Source organism: Butyrivibrio hungatei, assembly GCF_900101605.1.
GTDB lineage: Bacteria > Bacillota > Clostridia > Lachnospirales > Lachnospiraceae > Butyrivibrio > Butyrivibrio hungatei_B.
Map to the genome: position 1 here is coordinate 41,383 of NZ_FMUR01000011.1, position 13,771 is coordinate 55,153.

The 13,771-nt window shown below is 41.9% G+C and carries 15 protein-coding genes; all 15 read right to left on the reverse strand.

Annotated elements, in window-relative coordinates; translation table 11 throughout:
* Nucleotides 1-5: 5 nt before the first annotated feature.
* The 15 genes from BLP87_RS09740 to ilvA all read right to left on the reverse strand — a co-directional run bounded on the left by BLP87_RS09740 (nt 6) and on the right by ilvA (nt 13,754).
* Nucleotides 6-947: an ABC transporter permease gene (locus tag BLP87_RS09740; RefSeq protein WP_026654956.1), complete on the reverse strand. Its 942-nt coding sequence runs from the start codon at nt 945-947 to the stop codon at nt 6-8.
* Entirely contained in the window at nt 947-2,080 is a 1,134-nt protein-coding gene (locus tag BLP87_RS09745; RefSeq protein WP_074462538.1) for an ABC transporter permease, read from the reverse strand. Before BLP87_RS09745 ends, BLP87_RS09740 begins: the two co-directional genes overlap by 1 nt.
* Nucleotides 2,080-3,594, reverse strand: a complete 1,515-nt coding sequence (locus tag BLP87_RS09750) for an ABC transporter ATP-binding protein (RefSeq protein ID WP_083334569.1) — start codon at nt 3,592-3,594, stop codon at nt 2,080-2,082. The genes BLP87_RS09745 and BLP87_RS09750 overlap by 1 nt, the downstream gene beginning before the upstream one ends.
* 148 nt (nt 3,595-3,742) lie before the next feature.
* Complete coding sequence (locus tag BLP87_RS09755) at nt 3,743-4,948, reverse strand: BMP family lipoprotein (protein ID WP_074462540.1); 1,206 nt, start codon at nt 4,946-4,948, stop codon at nt 3,743-3,745.
* Nucleotides 4,949-4,992: 44 nt separating this feature from the next.
* Nucleotides 4,993-5,772, reverse strand: a complete 780-nt coding sequence (gene udp / locus BLP87_RS09760; protein ID WP_074462541.1) for a uridine phosphorylase — start codon at nt 5,770-5,772, stop codon at nt 4,993-4,995.
* A gap of 96 nt (nt 5,773-5,868) precedes the next feature.
* Nucleotides 5,869-6,381 carry a ribosome maturation factor RimM gene (rimM, locus tag BLP87_RS09765; RefSeq protein ID WP_074462542.1) on the reverse strand — a complete coding sequence of 171 codons (513 nt, stop codon included), beginning with the start codon at nt 6,379-6,381 and terminating at the stop codon, nt 5,869-5,871.
* The gene (gene trmD, locus BLP87_RS09770; RefSeq protein ID WP_074462543.1) at nt 6,378-7,187 is read right to left on the reverse strand and encodes a tRNA (guanosine(37)-N1)-methyltransferase TrmD; all 810 of its coding nucleotides are present in this window, start codon (nt 7,185-7,187) and stop codon (nt 6,378-6,380) included. Before trmD ends, rimM begins: the two co-directional genes overlap by 4 nt.
* Nucleotides 7,188-7,280: 93 nt before the next feature.
* Nucleotides 7,281-7,508 carry a KH domain-containing protein gene (locus BLP87_RS09775; protein WP_026512873.1) on the reverse strand — a complete coding sequence of 76 codons (228 nt, stop codon included), beginning with the start codon at nt 7,506-7,508 and terminating at the stop codon, nt 7,281-7,283.
* A 42-nt stretch (nt 7,509-7,550) separates the two neighbouring features.
* Nucleotides 7,551-7,796 carry a 30S ribosomal protein S16 gene (gene rpsP / locus BLP87_RS09780; protein WP_026512872.1) on the reverse strand — a complete coding sequence of 82 codons (246 nt, stop codon included), beginning with the start codon at nt 7,794-7,796 and terminating at the stop codon, nt 7,551-7,553.
* Nucleotides 7,797-7,872: 76 nt separating this feature from the next.
* Nucleotides 7,873-9,255, reverse strand: a complete 1,383-nt coding sequence (gene ffh / locus BLP87_RS09785) for a signal recognition particle protein (protein WP_074462544.1) — start codon at nt 9,253-9,255, stop codon at nt 7,873-7,875.
* A 3-nt stretch (nt 9,256-9,258) separates the two neighbouring features.
* Nucleotides 9,259-9,606: a YlxM family DNA-binding protein gene (gene ylxM / locus BLP87_RS09790; RefSeq protein ID WP_083334557.1), complete on the reverse strand. Its 348-nt coding sequence runs from the start codon at nt 9,604-9,606 to the stop codon at nt 9,259-9,261.
* A gap of 100 nt (nt 9,607-9,706) precedes the next feature.
* On the reverse strand, nt 9,707-10,555 hold the full coding sequence (locus tag BLP87_RS09795; RefSeq protein ID WP_083334558.1) for an AraC family transcriptional regulator: 849 nt from the start codon (nt 10,553-10,555) through the stop codon (nt 9,707-9,709).
* On the reverse strand, nt 10,555-11,643 hold the full coding sequence (locus tag BLP87_RS09800) for a glycoside hydrolase family 25 protein (protein WP_074462545.1): 1,089 nt from the start codon (nt 11,641-11,643) through the stop codon (nt 10,555-10,557). The genes BLP87_RS09795 and BLP87_RS09800 overlap by 1 nt, the downstream gene beginning before the upstream one ends.
* Nucleotides 11,644-11,648: 5 nt before the next feature.
* Nucleotides 11,649-12,524, reverse strand: a complete 876-nt coding sequence (locus BLP87_RS09805; RefSeq protein WP_074462546.1) for a YitT family protein — start codon at nt 12,522-12,524, stop codon at nt 11,649-11,651.
* Between the two features lie 3 nt (nt 12,525-12,527).
* Nucleotides 12,528-13,754, reverse strand: a complete 1,227-nt coding sequence (ilvA, locus tag BLP87_RS09810) for a threonine ammonia-lyase (RefSeq protein WP_176756633.1) — start codon at nt 13,752-13,754, stop codon at nt 12,528-12,530.
* Nucleotides 13,755-13,771: the final 17 nt, after the last annotated feature.

Here is a 13,771-nt window from a genome sequence, read left to right on the forward strand (position 1 = left end):
TCCCGTTATCTGGACCCCTTATCGTAAGGAATACCCTCAGCCTTAGGCGCGCGTGAATTGGCCGATGTAAATGCAAGAACGATAAGTGAGATAATATAAGGCATCATATTGTAAACAGAGCCCGGTATATTAAGTGCTGCAAGGAAATCAAATCCCGAATATACATTCGAAAGGGCTCTGAAGAATCCGAACAACAAAGCTGCAAGTCCGATATTTACGGGTTTCCACTGACCGAAGATCATAACGGCAAGAGCAAGGAAACCAAATCCCGCAACACCGTTCTCAAACTTCCACTCACTTACGCCGGCCGTAATATAAACAATTCCGCCCACACCGGCAAGCATACCGGAAATAAGAACACCTGCCCAGCGCATGGTATATACGTTAATACCTACGCTGTCAGCAGCCTGAGGATGCTCACCGCAGGCCATAAGCCTTAATCCGAATCTGGTCTTATAAAGTACCATATATGCACAAACAAGTGCCAAGAAAGCTATAAGCATAAACCAGTTAAACTGGAACTTTCCGATACTTACAACAAGAGCTTTCTTTGCTTCGACGTACTGTACGGTCGAAGATACGTTATTGGGATCTTCAATAATATTGATAGACTTTGCAATAACAGTTGCAGCTGCAGCTGCAAGCAGATTAAGTGCCGTTCCTACAAGTGTCTGATCGGCCTTAAAGTTGATGCAGGCAAAAGCAAGAAGCATCGAGTAAACCGCGCCGCATAATACCGAGATCAAAAGTACTGCCAATACGATGATAATCTTAGGAAGTGAAGGATCTATATACTTAAGTGTAAGCGCTCCTCCGAGAGCTCCCATAACCATTATTCCTTCAAGTCCGAGATTGATAACACCCGAATGCTCCGAAAAGCATCCGCCAAGAGCTACGAGTATCAAAACCGAGGCAAACAAAAGTGTATATTGAAGAAGTAATACCATTATTTGTTACCTCCTTCTGCATTATTTTTTTTATTTACAATCCTGCTGTTTAAGAAGAACTTAAAGAAAAGTACAAAACCGCAGAGATAGATTATGATCGCCGATATAAAGTCAGAAATCTGTGAAGGATATGCATTCTTATCAAGATATGATCCTCCACTTGTAATATGCTGTATAAAATATGAAGCAAATATTGTTCCGATGGGATCAAGTCCGCCGAGGAACGTAGCCGCAATACCGTTAAAGCCCATTCCCGGAACGGATGACTGTGTTACGGACCACTGCTCGTATCCTGTAAGGAAAAGGAAAGCTGCTCCTATTCCCGCAAGCGCACCACCGATAAAGAGTGTCAGAATAACATTTCTCTTCTCTTTCATTCCGCTGTACTTTGCAGCATCCTTAGCAATTCCCGTAGCTTTTATCTCATAACCAAAGACCGTCATCGAAAGAATAACCTTAAGAAGGATTGCAATGATAACAGCAAGAGGAATCGCTATTGTAACGTATTTGTTATTAGAAAAGAGCTTCTCAAGTCCAAGCGACGGTAAAACTGCCGATGCATTTGTTTTCTCAAGTGAGACCGTATAAGGGCTCGCAGTCTCCTTTACACAATTAAGCATCATGTTGACCGAATAAAGACCGATCCAGTTGAGCATGATACCCGAAATAACTTCATTAACATTAAGATATGCCTTGAGAACTCCTACGAAAACTCCGTATACTCCGCCCGCAACAAGCGCCGCCAAAAGGCATGCATGCCAGGGAAGTCCGAGCTTAAGTGCACAAAAAAGTGATGCGCCAGCTCCGACTACGTACTGTCCTGCCGCTCCGATATTGAAAAGACCTGCCTGATAACAGAACTGGATTGAAAGAGCGCACATAAGAAGCGGAGCCGCCTTTACAAGTGTATTACCGCAATACTTAAGCGCAGCGGCCTTTGTGGGATAAGTAAAATAGTTCTTTATAATTGTTATAATGGCATCTGTAGCACCCTGTGCATTTATAAAAAGAAGTGCTACATAACCGATAAGAAGTCCTACAATTATACAAAGAAGTGATGCAATTATTGACTGAACGGCGGGCTTTGCCAAAAAGCTCTCTTTTTCGGCCGTTTTCTTAATCTCTGCTGACATTATGCACCTACCTCCTTTCTTTTGGCTCCTGCCATGTAAAGTCCGAGTTCTTCGGGAGTTGTCTTCTTGGGATCAAACTCTCCTACTATCTCGCCTTCATACATAACAAGTATTCTGTCCGAAATACTCATAACTTCTTCAAGTTCAAGCGAAACAAGAAGAACCGCATGACCTTCATCTCTTCGTGCAATAAGCTGTCTGTGAATATATTCTATGGCACCTACGTCAAGTCCTCTCGTAGGCTGAACTGCAATAAGAAGATTTGGATCTTTATCAATTTCTCTTGCAATAATAGCCTTCTGCTGATTTCCGCCGGACATACTTCTTGTTACCGTTTCGGCGCCCTGGCTTGAACGGATATCATACTGCTCAATGAGTTTATCCGCATATTTATTGATGTCATTCTTTTTAAGGAATCCAAACTTCGAGCTAAATTCAGGCTCAAAATATCTCTGAAGAACAAGATTGTATGCAAGCGAATAATCAAGCACAAGTCCGTGTTTGTGTCTATCCTCGGGAATATGACTCATTCCGCTAGTGGAACGCTCTCTTATGGAAGCATGCGTTATATCTTTTCCCGAAAGTGTAATCTTGCCCGAAGTAATATTTTCAAGTCCCGAAAGGCCGTAAACAAGCTCAGTCTGACCATTTCCGTCAATTCCGGCGATGCATACGATCTCACCTTCTCTTACGTCAAAAGAGACATCCTTAACAGCATTATTCTTATGAAGCTTTGAAGGAACCGTCATATTTTCGACATGAAGAATAACTTCGCCCGGAGTCTTGTCTTCCTTTGTTGCGACAAGCTGTACATCACGGCCGATCATCATTTTTGAAAGCTCTTCCTGATTGGTCTCAGAAATATTAACTGTACCGATATACTTACCCCTTCTCAAAACGCTGCATCTGTCTGCAACAGACATAATCTCAGCAAGCTTATGAGAAATAAAGAGAATGGACTTGCCCTCTTTGGCAAGATTCTTCATAATCTGCATAAGCTCATCAATTTCTGCGGGAGTAAGGACCGCCGTAGGCTCATCAAAGATAAGAATCTCATTATCTCTGTAAAGCATCTTAAGAATCTCGGTTCTCTGCTGCATACCGACAGTAATATCCTCAATCTTGGCATCGGGATCGACTTTAAGGCCGTACTTCTCAGAAAGCTCCAATATCTTCTTTCTCGCCACATCCTTTTGTAAAAAACCATTCTTAACCGTCTCTACACCGAGAATAATATTATCAAGAACCGAAAAGCACTGCACAAGCTTAAAATGCTGATGAACCATTCCTATACCAAGGTCGTTGGCATCATTGGGATTGTTTATCTGCACTTCCTTTCCGTCCTTTTTAATCACGCCTTCTTCAGCCTGATACAAGCCAAAAAGCACACTCATAAGAGTAGATTTACCGGCTCCGTTTTCACCCAAAAGAGCATGTATCTCGCCTTTTTTCAGCTGAATGGTAACGTTGTCATTAGCGATAATACCCGGGAAACGTTTTGTTATACCAAGCATTTCAATAGCATATTCGCTGTTTTCTGCCACTTTTGTCTCCTCCATTAAATTTTAAATCTTCGTAAAATAAAACCATAAATTGGTAAAAAGGACCGGAAGACTATGAATCTGCCGGTCCCTGTCAGCTTATAAGCTGTAATAAGTAAAATTACTTGATGTTACCCTGATAGTTGATCTTGATGTTCTCAGCAGAAGGCTTCTCAGCATTTGTATCATTGGAAACTTTTATTGTTCCGTTTGCCATATCAGCAACGAGCTTGAGATAATCCTCTTTCTTAAATGTGTCATTCCATAAAGTTGTTTCCTCAGGAAGTCCTACATAGTTAAGAGAAGTATCATCTCCGGATACAAGACCAAGATTTGAGATCTTTCCGGCATATTCATCCCACTTACCGCCAACAATTGCTGTAAGAAGTGTATTAACTGTTGCCTTAAGTCCCTTCATAGCTGAAGTAACAGTCATGCCCTTGCCAAACTTTCCGTCGATTGTTGCGGCCTGGTCAACGTCAACACCGATAACCTTGCCGTTTGCCTTAGCAGCTGCCTCACCAGCAGAAGTAAAGATACCGCCGCCGCAAGCAAATACAACTTCAGTTCCGCCCTGATACCATGTATCCATAGCAGCTGTGATATCAGCATCACCATAGAACTGGTTACCGTAAGCATAGTTGAGCTCAACACTTGCGCCTGTTTCTTTAGCGGCAGCGTCAGCACCCTGAACGAATCCGTAGCCGTAACGAATAACAGCGGGAACTGCCATTCCACCAAGGAATCCAAGCTTTGTGAATCCCATCTTTACTGCAGCATATCCTGCCATGTATCCGGGAAGCTCTTCCTGGTATACAGCAGAAAATACATTGGGATATGTCTCGCTGTTGAAGTCTGAGCTCTCACCTTCAAGGTCAAACTCAGATACGTCAAGAGCTACAAATTTTACATCGGGATACATTTCAGCTGTTTCTACGATAGCTTCAGCAAAAGCATAACCGGGCATAACGATTACATTATATCCGTCAGCCACTGCCTTATCGATCTGAGCTACTCTCTCAGCTGTTGAATCGCCTTCAGGCTTGTAATATGTGAAACCAAGTTTGTTTTCGTCACAAAAAGCCTGACAAGCTTCATATGTTGACTGATTGAATGACTGATCTGTGATGTCGCCGTAGTCTGTTACCATTGCAACTTTAATGTCGCTTTCCGGCTCACCTGCATCTGAAGCGTCAGCATTGTCAGCCTTAGCATCAGCAGATGAAGTCTCGGTTGTTGCACTGGCATCAGGTGCCTTAGAACCGCATCCTACAAAAGAAAATACCATTGTTGCAGCCATAAGTACCGCAAAAACTCTTTTTTTCATAATTATCCTCCATTGTTTATAATGAAAAAAATTTATATAAAACCTTATTGGGTTTTATCCATAGTAATAAGACTCTTGATTGCCTCAATTGTTGTTTTATAAACAATTTCCATATCGTGAGCCTGGGGATTGGAAAGACCTTTTTTAGCCCTTTCCTGATTAGCCACAACAAGAAGAACCGCCCCCGTTCTGGCTCTTAAGTAACTACCCACAATAAACAATGTTGAAGACTCCATCTCAGAGCAAAGCGCACCGCACTTGATCCAGGCGTCCCATTTATACAGAAGTTCCGGGCCTACAGGTTTCGTCTCGGGTTCGTGCTGACCAAAGAAAGAATCTTTGCACTGGGCAACACCGACATGATACTTTGCTCCTGCCTTCTTAGCTCCGCTTACCAAAGCAGAAACAACATCAAAATCAGCAACAGCGGGATATTCTATTGGAGCATATTCTTTGGACGTTCCCTCTGCCCTTATTGCTCCGTTTGCGATAACAATGTCTCCGCCTATAACATCCTCCTGCATACCGCCGGAAGTCCCCATTCTGATAAAGGTATCAGCACCGCACTTATAAAGCTCCTCAATAGCGATAGCTGTTGAAGCGCCTCCGATACCGTGAGACATCACCGTGACCTTCTCTCCGCACAGTGTGCCTGTATATGTATTATATTCTCTGTTATATGCTATAAATTTTGGATTGTCAAAAAGTTTAGAAATAGATTCACATCTTCCGGGGTCGCCGGTAAGTATCACATACCTGCCGACATCACCTTTTTTGACGTGCGTATGATATTGATAACCTGCACCTTCAGTATAATCAACCATAAAAATTCCTCACACAATATATAGTGTCAGATAAAAAATTAAATCACAAAATAATTATAGTTCATAATTTGAAAAAAGTCATCAACTATAAAATAGTTAAAATAACCCTTCCATTACGTGAATTATAATCCTTCCGTTTTTCACATCGATTTCTCTGACACAGTCTTTTATTGCCGGAATATATACCTTATCCGTACCGTCAACAGGTTCCATTTCATAAACATCATTGGCGCCCGTCTGAATGACATCGGAAAGAACTCCGAGTTTGTTTCCTTCTTCATCGACTATATCAAGCCCTACCAGATCGGCAACATAATACTCTCCCGGAGCAAGTTTTATTGCATCTTTTCTGGATATGGTCAGTTCGCATCCGCGAAACTTCTCAACGTCGTTTATATTGTCAAACTGCTTAAACTTCACAATGACAAATTTCTTGAAAAATCTTGCGCTCTGCACATCAAGTTCAAGCTGTTCACCTCTGTTTGTATGAAGTGTTACTTTCTTAAGTTTTTTAAATCTGTTTGGATCTTCGGTCGTCGGAAAAACATTAACTTCCCCGTTAAGACCGTGTGTTGAAGCTATAACTCCCACCTGGAATCTGTCTGTCATATATTGTCTCCATTATTCTCGGAATCTTTGACTGTTTCGTCTATAACCTGAGCTTCCGAACTCTTTTTGCGCCTTTTCTTTTTCTTTTCAACGGGCGGATTCTCAGAAAGCCACTTTTCATAGAGATCGGGGCGTCTTTCCTTTGTTCTTAGTATAGACTGCTCAAGTCTCCATTCATCAACTTTCTTATGATCACCGGAAAGAAGAATCGGCGGAACTTTTTTGCCCATCCACTCCTCAGGTCTTGAATACTGAGGATACTCCAAAAGATTATTGTTAAAACTGTCCGTCATCGCAGACTCATCATTATTGAGAACTCCCGGAACAAATCTCGATATCGCATCGATCATTACCATTGCGGGAAGTTCACCGCCTGTAAGAACATAGTCGCCGATAGAGATATAATCCGTAACTATTTCTTCAAGCACTCTCTCATCGACACCCTCATAGTGTCCGCATAAGAATACAAGATTTTCTTCCTTTGCAAGCTCTGTCACGATCTCCTGATTAAAGACCTTCCCCTGCGGAGTTACATAGATAACTCTCGGAGCCTTACCGTTTTCTTTTTCAATCTTGTTTTTTATATCTATATAGCAATCATATATAGGCTGTGCCTGCATAAGCATACCGGCGCCGCCTCCATATGTATAATCATCAACTTTATGATGTTTGGTATCATTTGAATAATCCCTGATATTAACAGCATTAAGGCTTATAAGGCCTTTTTCCTTGGCTCTTCCTATGATGCTTGATGAAAGGCCGTCTGTTACCATCTCGGGAAACAATGTCATTATGTGAAAATTCATACTCGTCCCAAAAAATAATAGGAAATTACTTTCCCATGATATAAAAATGAGCCGAATAAGCTTTACCTATTCGGCTCAATATTTCCGGCAGCCTTAGACGATCTCAACGTCAACCTTAAGGTTTTCTCTGGTTGAAGCCGCCTTAACTACAGAACGTATAGCCTTTGCTATACGGCCCTGTTTGCCAATTACCTTGCCCATGTCTGAAGGTGCAACATGAAGCTCGATCATAATATTGCGCCCGTCTTTTTTCTCGGAGACTACAACTTCACTCGGATTGTCAACAAGCGCTTTTGCGATTACTTCGACTAACTCTTTCATTGTTTATCCTCCGGCATAAGTAATTACATGTTTAAAGTGTGATTACTTGCTAATTCCTGCCTGTCTAAACAACTTTGCAACAGACTCTGTAGGCTGTGCACCGTTAGCGATCCACTTCTTTGCAAGCTCCTCGTTAACCTTTACTGTGCTGGGATCTGTATTAGGGTCATATGTTCCGATCTCCTCGATGAACTTACCCTGTACAGGGAACTTTGAATCAGAAACGATAATTCTGTAGAAAGGAACCTTCTTCTTACCAATTCTCTTTAATCTGATCTTTACTGCCATTTTTAAACTTCCTCCGTAAAATAATGAAATTTATTGTTTTTTATATGTATAAAACAGCTGCTCGCTGCATGACATATCAAAAGAATTTATTCTTGCCGAATCCGCCGAAACCACCAAGGCCGCCAAACTTACCGAAGCCGCCTTTCTTGCCTCCCATGAGCCCCGGCATCTGCTTCATCATCTTCTGCATCTGATCGAACTGTTTGATAAATCTGTTTACATCGGCTATATCATTTCCCGAGCCCTTGGCGATCCTGAATTTTCTCTGAGGATTCATAAGCTTGGGATTTTTTCTTTCCTCAGGTGTCATGGAAAGAACGATAGCTTCCATCTTTGCAAGCTTCTTTTCATCGGGAAGCTGATCATCACTGATCTTGCCCATTCCGGGGAGCATTCCCATTATTGAAGAAAGACCGCCCATATTGCGCATCTGCTTCATGCTTTCAAGATACATCTCGAAATCAATCTTGCCCTTCTTCATCTTGGCTGCCATCTCTTTGTCTTTTTCGGCATCGCGCTCGGCATTTGCCTCAACCGCTTTGTCAATAAGACTGAGCACATCGCCCATACCGAGAATTCGGCTTGCCATTCTGTCGGGATAGAACTGCTCAAGATCTGAGAGCTTTTCTCCCATACCTACGTACAAAATAGGCTTTCCGGTAACGGACTTTGTTGAAAGTGCCGCACCGCCTCGTGAATCGCCGTCCATCTTGGACAAGATAATTCCGTCGATTCCGACTTTTTCATTGAACTGTGATGCAACATTGACCGCATCCTGACCGGTCATGGCATCAACTACGAGAAGTGACTGATGAACTTCAATAGCTTCCTTGATATCGCAAAGCTCCTTCATCATCGCTTCATCTATCTGCAAACGACCGGCTGTATCGACAATAACAACATTATTGCCGTTCTTTTTAGCCTGATCGATAGCTGACTTGGCAATCTCCACGGGACTTACGTCCGTACCCATGGAAAAGAAATCCACCTGCTGTTTCTCAGCATTTATCTTAAGCTGATCTATAGCCGCAGGTCTGTATATATCACAAGCTGCAAGAAGCGGCTTTCTGCCCTTCATCTTGAGCTTTCCTGCAATCTTTGCGGCAGTCGTTGTCTTACCTGCACCCTGAAGACCACACATCATGATAACAGTGATCTCATTGATCGGAAGAAGCTTAAGCTCTGTTGTCTCAGATCCCATAAGTGCGGTCATCTCTTCATTAACTATCTTGATGACCATCTGTCCGGGATTGAGTCCGTTAAGGACATCCTCACCAACAGCTCTTTCCTGTACGGAAGAAACAAACTGTTTGACAACCTTAAAGTTTACATCCGCCTCGAGCAAAGCCATCTTGACTTCCTTGAGCGCAGCCTTTACATCATCTTCTGAAAGACGCCCCTTGCCTCTTAAATTCTTAAATACGTTTTGTAATTTATCTGTAAGACTTTCAAAAGCCATTAATTACGTAAGCTCCTCTATTATTTTCCCCGATAAGATCCTGAGATTCTTCTTAAGTTCATCACTTGATATCTCATCGGCTCTGTCCGAAAGTTCCTTTAGAAATTCAGCATCCTGCTTGATCGCTTCAAACCTCTTTATCATGTGAAGTCTGTTCTCATAACTCTGCAATGTCTTGGTGCATCTCTTTATCAGATCGTGCACACCCTGCTTGCTGATTCCGTGCTCATCGGCTATCTCTGTAAGAGACATATCTTCATAAACCGCAGCTTCATATATACTTTTCTGATGATCGGTAAGAAGCTCGCCGTAAAAATCATACAACAAGCCCTGCTCTACGATTTTTTCCATAGAATTCCTCTTCTCTACCAGTTGCACAAATGTTATATTATATCAAACAAAAATAGGTGTCAAGTATTTTTTCTTGACACCCGTAAAAAGCATTATTTTCTTATATCTTCACTTCTGAAGGCAGGATTCCGAGCTGGTTTTTGAAAGCTCTGCTGAAGGACGAATAGTCCTTAAAGCCGCACTCGAGGCAAGCTGTTGTGGAGGGGATTCCGGACATGATGAGATTCCTTGCAAGAAGGATTCTCTTTTCGGAAATATAGCGATGAACAGAATATCCCGTCTCGCTCTTAAATATTCTCATCATATGATATTTGCTCAGATAAAACTTATCTGCGATTGAATCTATCGAGAGATCTTTTTGCAGATTCTCATTTATATACTCGATTATCTCGATGACTTTCCTGTTAAATCTGGCCTCGGGCCTAAAACCGAAATCCTCGGAAATACACGCCTTATTAAATTCAATAAGCGTCTGTATGATATCAATCTTTGCAGTCAGCTCGCCCGCATACTCGGTATCTTTTATCCTGATGTCTTCCTGTGCCTTAAGAAGCATATCGTAGATATGGGCGCTGGTTCCGGAATTAAAGCGGACGACATAACTCTCAAGCTCTTTTGCCTTGACAAAAGCATCAAGAAGGCCCAGCTTTTCAAGGAATTCCGGCTTAAGATATAAGATAATCCTGTCATAGTCGTCCTTGCTCTCAACGACCGGCTTATGGATGTCAAACCTGTTTACAAGCACAAAATCGAAGGGCAAGAGTTCATACTCTCGTCCCTCGATCAAATATCTCACATTGCCTTTCAGGATCAGGATGATCTTGTAGAAATCATGATAGTGAAAGTCAATATCTGAAGTTACCTTATCGGAAATATGAAAATACTTAAAATCGCTATCTAAGTATCCTCTCTGCTCATATTCCGTTATACTGTCTGTCTTTTTCATCATCAATACTCGGTAATACAAATGTTAAGGTCAACGTTCTTCTCAATTCCCGGTACTTTTCCCGATGCCGTATACTGCCAGATGTTAAAGTGGTACGGATAATAGAGCGATGAGTTGTACTGCGCGAACCATATATCTCTGTTATCAACATTCTCAGCGTTCATAAGAACAGTAAACGACAACAGATTGCCGTAGACCATTGACTTATATCCCGCTTCTTCAACCCTGTTGCAGAACACATTCGCAACCTCTTCATATTCTTTTGCCGAAAGATTAAGCGTTCTGGCATTGTCCGAATCTGCCGATTCGATATCTATGACAACCGGATAAGTTATCTTATAAGGCTGGATCATCTCAATAACATGATTGGCCTCTTCAAGCGCCTCTTCTTTATTGATCGCCTGCGAATAAACATATACTCCGACGTCGATTCCGTTCTCGGTTGCACCCTTGATATTATCTTCAAAAGTCTCATCGTCAATTATAAGACCTTCGGTTATTCCTCTGTAGCATGCCCTTATAATGGCAAATTCAATACCGGCATTTTTTACTTTGGCCCAGTCAATCTTGCCCTGGAACCTCGATACGTCAATACCTTGCTTGTACTTGAAATCTTTATTTTCTCCCTTGTACCGGAGAAAACCTTTTTCATCAAACTCAAAGTCATCTGATTTAAAACCGTGACGCGCGATCTTATCGCTTATAGGAAAGAAATAATATCTGTTGTTTCTTGCGACAACAAGCTGATCGGGGAAAAGAGACTTAAAAATAGAATTCGGTCCTTCTCCTTCTTCGAGCCTTTTCTTGATATCCTCTCGAAGAGCTCTGTCAGCATTCTCCGCAGCCTCAATCCTTGCTTCTTCGATACGGCTTCCCATCTCGCCTTCTGTAAAAAAATGCTCCTTGTCCATGGTATCAAGTTCGCTTTTAACAGCATCCGTTTCTCTCTGAAGAGATGCGTTCTTTATAAGAAGAACGATACTGAAAGTAAGCGTCATGATAGCGACAAGACTCATAAAAATAATAGACAATGTATTGCGGGCGCCGCTTGCTCCCTTTTTTTCTCTTGAATCCGGAAGGTTATTACTCATATTCTCTACATTCTCTCATCAAAATAGCTCTTGTAGCCTTCTCCGAAAATCTCGCTCGCACTCGTCACGATCATGAATGCATTTGGATCTTCATCTCTGACGATATCTTCCGCCATAGGTGAAAGCCTTTTTTTAACTGCACACATAATAACTTTTTTCTTTTCTCCGCTATACGCTCCCTGTCCGAAAACATGAGTCGCACCAATATCAAGTTCTTCCAGAAGTCTTGCCGTTATGGTATCCGGGTTATCGGAAATGATATAGATAAGCTTCGCTCCGTCTCTTCCGTAAAGCACAATATCCAGAATAAAGGATGTGATCATTACAGAAAGAAAAGAATACATTGCAGCGGCAACATCATTAAATACTATAGCTGCCACAAAGAGCACTCCGATATCCGTAAGTATATACAAAACGCCCGTCTTGACATGCGGATACTTAAGTCTGAGAATCTTTATGATTACATCCGTGCCTCCGCTTGTTGCATGACATTTAAAGATAAGACCTATAGCAACGGCAGTCAAAGCACTTCCGAATGTAATACCAAGAATTTTATCACGGATAACATAATCCGAAAAAAACTTCGTGCAAAAATCGGTAAAAAATGAAATCATCGAAATTGCATAGATAGTTGAGATCGTAAATCTCATCCCAAATTTCCAAATAGCGAGAATAAGAATCGGAATGTTCATAAGCCAGAACCAAAGACCTGTTCCGATTCCCACTACTCTGTTAAGAACAATGGCGAGTCCCGTAAGACCTCCCGGTGCTATATCGTTTGGGTCGATAAGCATACTTGTTCCCAATCCATAAAGCAAAGCCGCAAAGGTTATTATCAGATACTCAATGCACCTTCTTTTTGCACTAATTGTTTTACTCATTTTTTAAATATTTGTCCTTACAATTTTCGGTTTGAAACCTTTTTCTGTGAGCGCGTTAAGGATCTGCTCCTTGTGCTCACTTCCGAATGCTTCAAGTGTAATACGAAGCTCAACCGCAGCATTTCTGTTGATTGAAACAAACTGGTTGTGCTCAAGTTTGATAACGTTACCGTTAACTTCGGCGATAATGCCTGAAACTCTTGAGAGTTCGCCCGGCTTATCGGGAAGAAGTACAGAAACGGTAAAGATTCTGTCTCTCATGATAAGTCCCTGCTGTACAACTGAAGACATTGTGATGATGTCCATGTTTCCGCCCGAAAGAACGCAGGCAACCTTCTTATCCTTGCAATCAAGCTGCTTAAGTGCGGCAACTGACAAAAGTCCCGAATTCTCAACAACCATCTTGTGATTCTCAACCATATCAAGGAAAGAGACAACAAGATCTTCATCGGGAACAGCGATTATATCATCAATATTCTTTGTAAGATACGGGAATATCTTTTCACCCGGTGTCTTAACAGCTGTACCGTCGGCGATCGTGTTTACACCGGGAAGTGTAACAACGTGTCCTGCCTTTATTGATTCCTGCATACAATTTGCTCCCGCAGGCTCAACACCGATTACTTTAATCTTGGGATTAAGGAGCTTTGCAAGTGTTGAAACACCTGTCGCAAGTCCGCCTCCACCGATCGGAACAAGAATATAATCAACGGTCGGAAGCTCTTTGATTATCTCCATTGCAATGGTTCCCTGACCTGTTGCAACATCAAGATCGTCAAAAGGATGTACCATTGTATATCCGTTCTCTTCCGCGAGCTTACAAGCATGCTCATAAGCTTCGTCATAAACATTTCCATGAAGTACAACTTCAGCACCGAGTGCCTTAGTTCTGTTAACTTTGATAAGTGGAGTCGAAGTTGGCATAACGATGGTAGCTTTTACACCATAGCATTTTGCAGCATATGCAACTCCCTGCGCATGATTTCCGGCAGAAGCTGTTATAAGCCCCTTCTTTCTCTCTTCATCGGAAAGAGTCGTAATCTTATAATAAGCGCCTCTAACCTTATATGCTCCGGTTCTCTGCAGGTTCTCGGGCTTTAAATAAACCTTGTTACCCGTGCAGTTGCTCCAGTAATCGCTGTAAATAAGCTTTGTTTCAAGTGTAACTTTCTTTACAGCATCATAAGCTTCTTCAAATTTTTCAAGTGTCATTTTTGATTCTTCAGCCATTTCTTCTATCTCCCAAC

What these genes read in the sequence shown, in the direction of transcription:
- BLP87_RS09745 (WP_074462538.1), bottom strand. Translation starts at nt 2,080, where the DNA reads ATGTCAGCAGAGATTAAGAAAACGGCCGAAAAAGAGAGCTTTTTGGCA.
- ffh (WP_074462544.1), bottom strand. Translation starts at nt 9,255, where the DNA reads ATGGCTTTTGAAAGTCTTACAGATAAATTACAAAACGTATTTAAGAAT.
- BLP87_RS09795 (WP_083334558.1), bottom strand. Translation starts at nt 10,555, where the DNA reads ATGATGAAAAAGACAGACAGTATAACGGAATATGAGCAGAGAGGATAC.
- BLP87_RS09740 (WP_026654956.1), bottom strand. Translation starts at nt 947, where the DNA reads ATGGTATTACTTCTTCAATATACACTTTTGTTTGCCTCGGTTTTGATA.
- ylxM (WP_083334557.1), bottom strand. Translation starts at nt 9,606, where the DNA reads ATGGAAAAAATCGTAGAGCAGGGCTTGTTGTATGATTTTTACGGCGAG.
- BLP87_RS09805 (WP_074462546.1), bottom strand. Translation starts at nt 12,524, where the DNA reads ATGAGTAAAACAATTAGTGCAAAAAGAAGGTGCATTGAGTATCTGATA.
- udp (WP_074462541.1), bottom strand. Translation starts at nt 5,772, where the DNA reads ATGGTTGATTATACTGAAGGTGCAGGTTATCAATATCATACGCACGTC.
- rimM (WP_074462542.1), bottom strand. Translation starts at nt 6,381, where the DNA reads ATGACAGACAGATTCCAGGTGGGAGTTATAGCTTCAACACACGGTCTT.
- BLP87_RS09775 (WP_026512873.1), bottom strand. Translation starts at nt 7,508, where the DNA reads ATGAAAGAGTTAGTCGAAGTAATCGCAAAAGCGCTTGTTGACAATCCG.
- trmD (WP_074462543.1), bottom strand. Translation starts at nt 7,187, where the DNA reads ATGAATTTTCACATAATGACATTGTTTCCCGAGATGGTAACAGACGGC.
- rpsP (WP_026512872.1), bottom strand. Translation starts at nt 7,796, where the DNA reads ATGGCAGTAAAGATCAGATTAAAGAGAATTGGTAAGAAGAAGGTTCCT.
- BLP87_RS09750 (WP_083334569.1), bottom strand. Translation starts at nt 3,594, where the DNA reads ATGCTTGGTATAACAAAACGTTTCCCGGGTATTATCGCTAATGACAAC.
- BLP87_RS09755 (WP_074462540.1), bottom strand. Translation starts at nt 4,948, where the DNA reads ATGAAAAAAAGAGTTTTTGCGGTACTTATGGCTGCAACAATGGTATTT.
- ilvA (WP_176756633.1), bottom strand. Translation starts at nt 13,754, where the DNA reads ATGGCTGAAGAATCAAAAATGACACTTGAAAAATTTGAAGAAGCTTAT.
- BLP87_RS09800 (WP_074462545.1), bottom strand. Translation starts at nt 11,643, where the DNA reads ATGAGTAATAACCTTCCGGATTCAAGAGAAAAAAAGGGAGCAAGCGGC.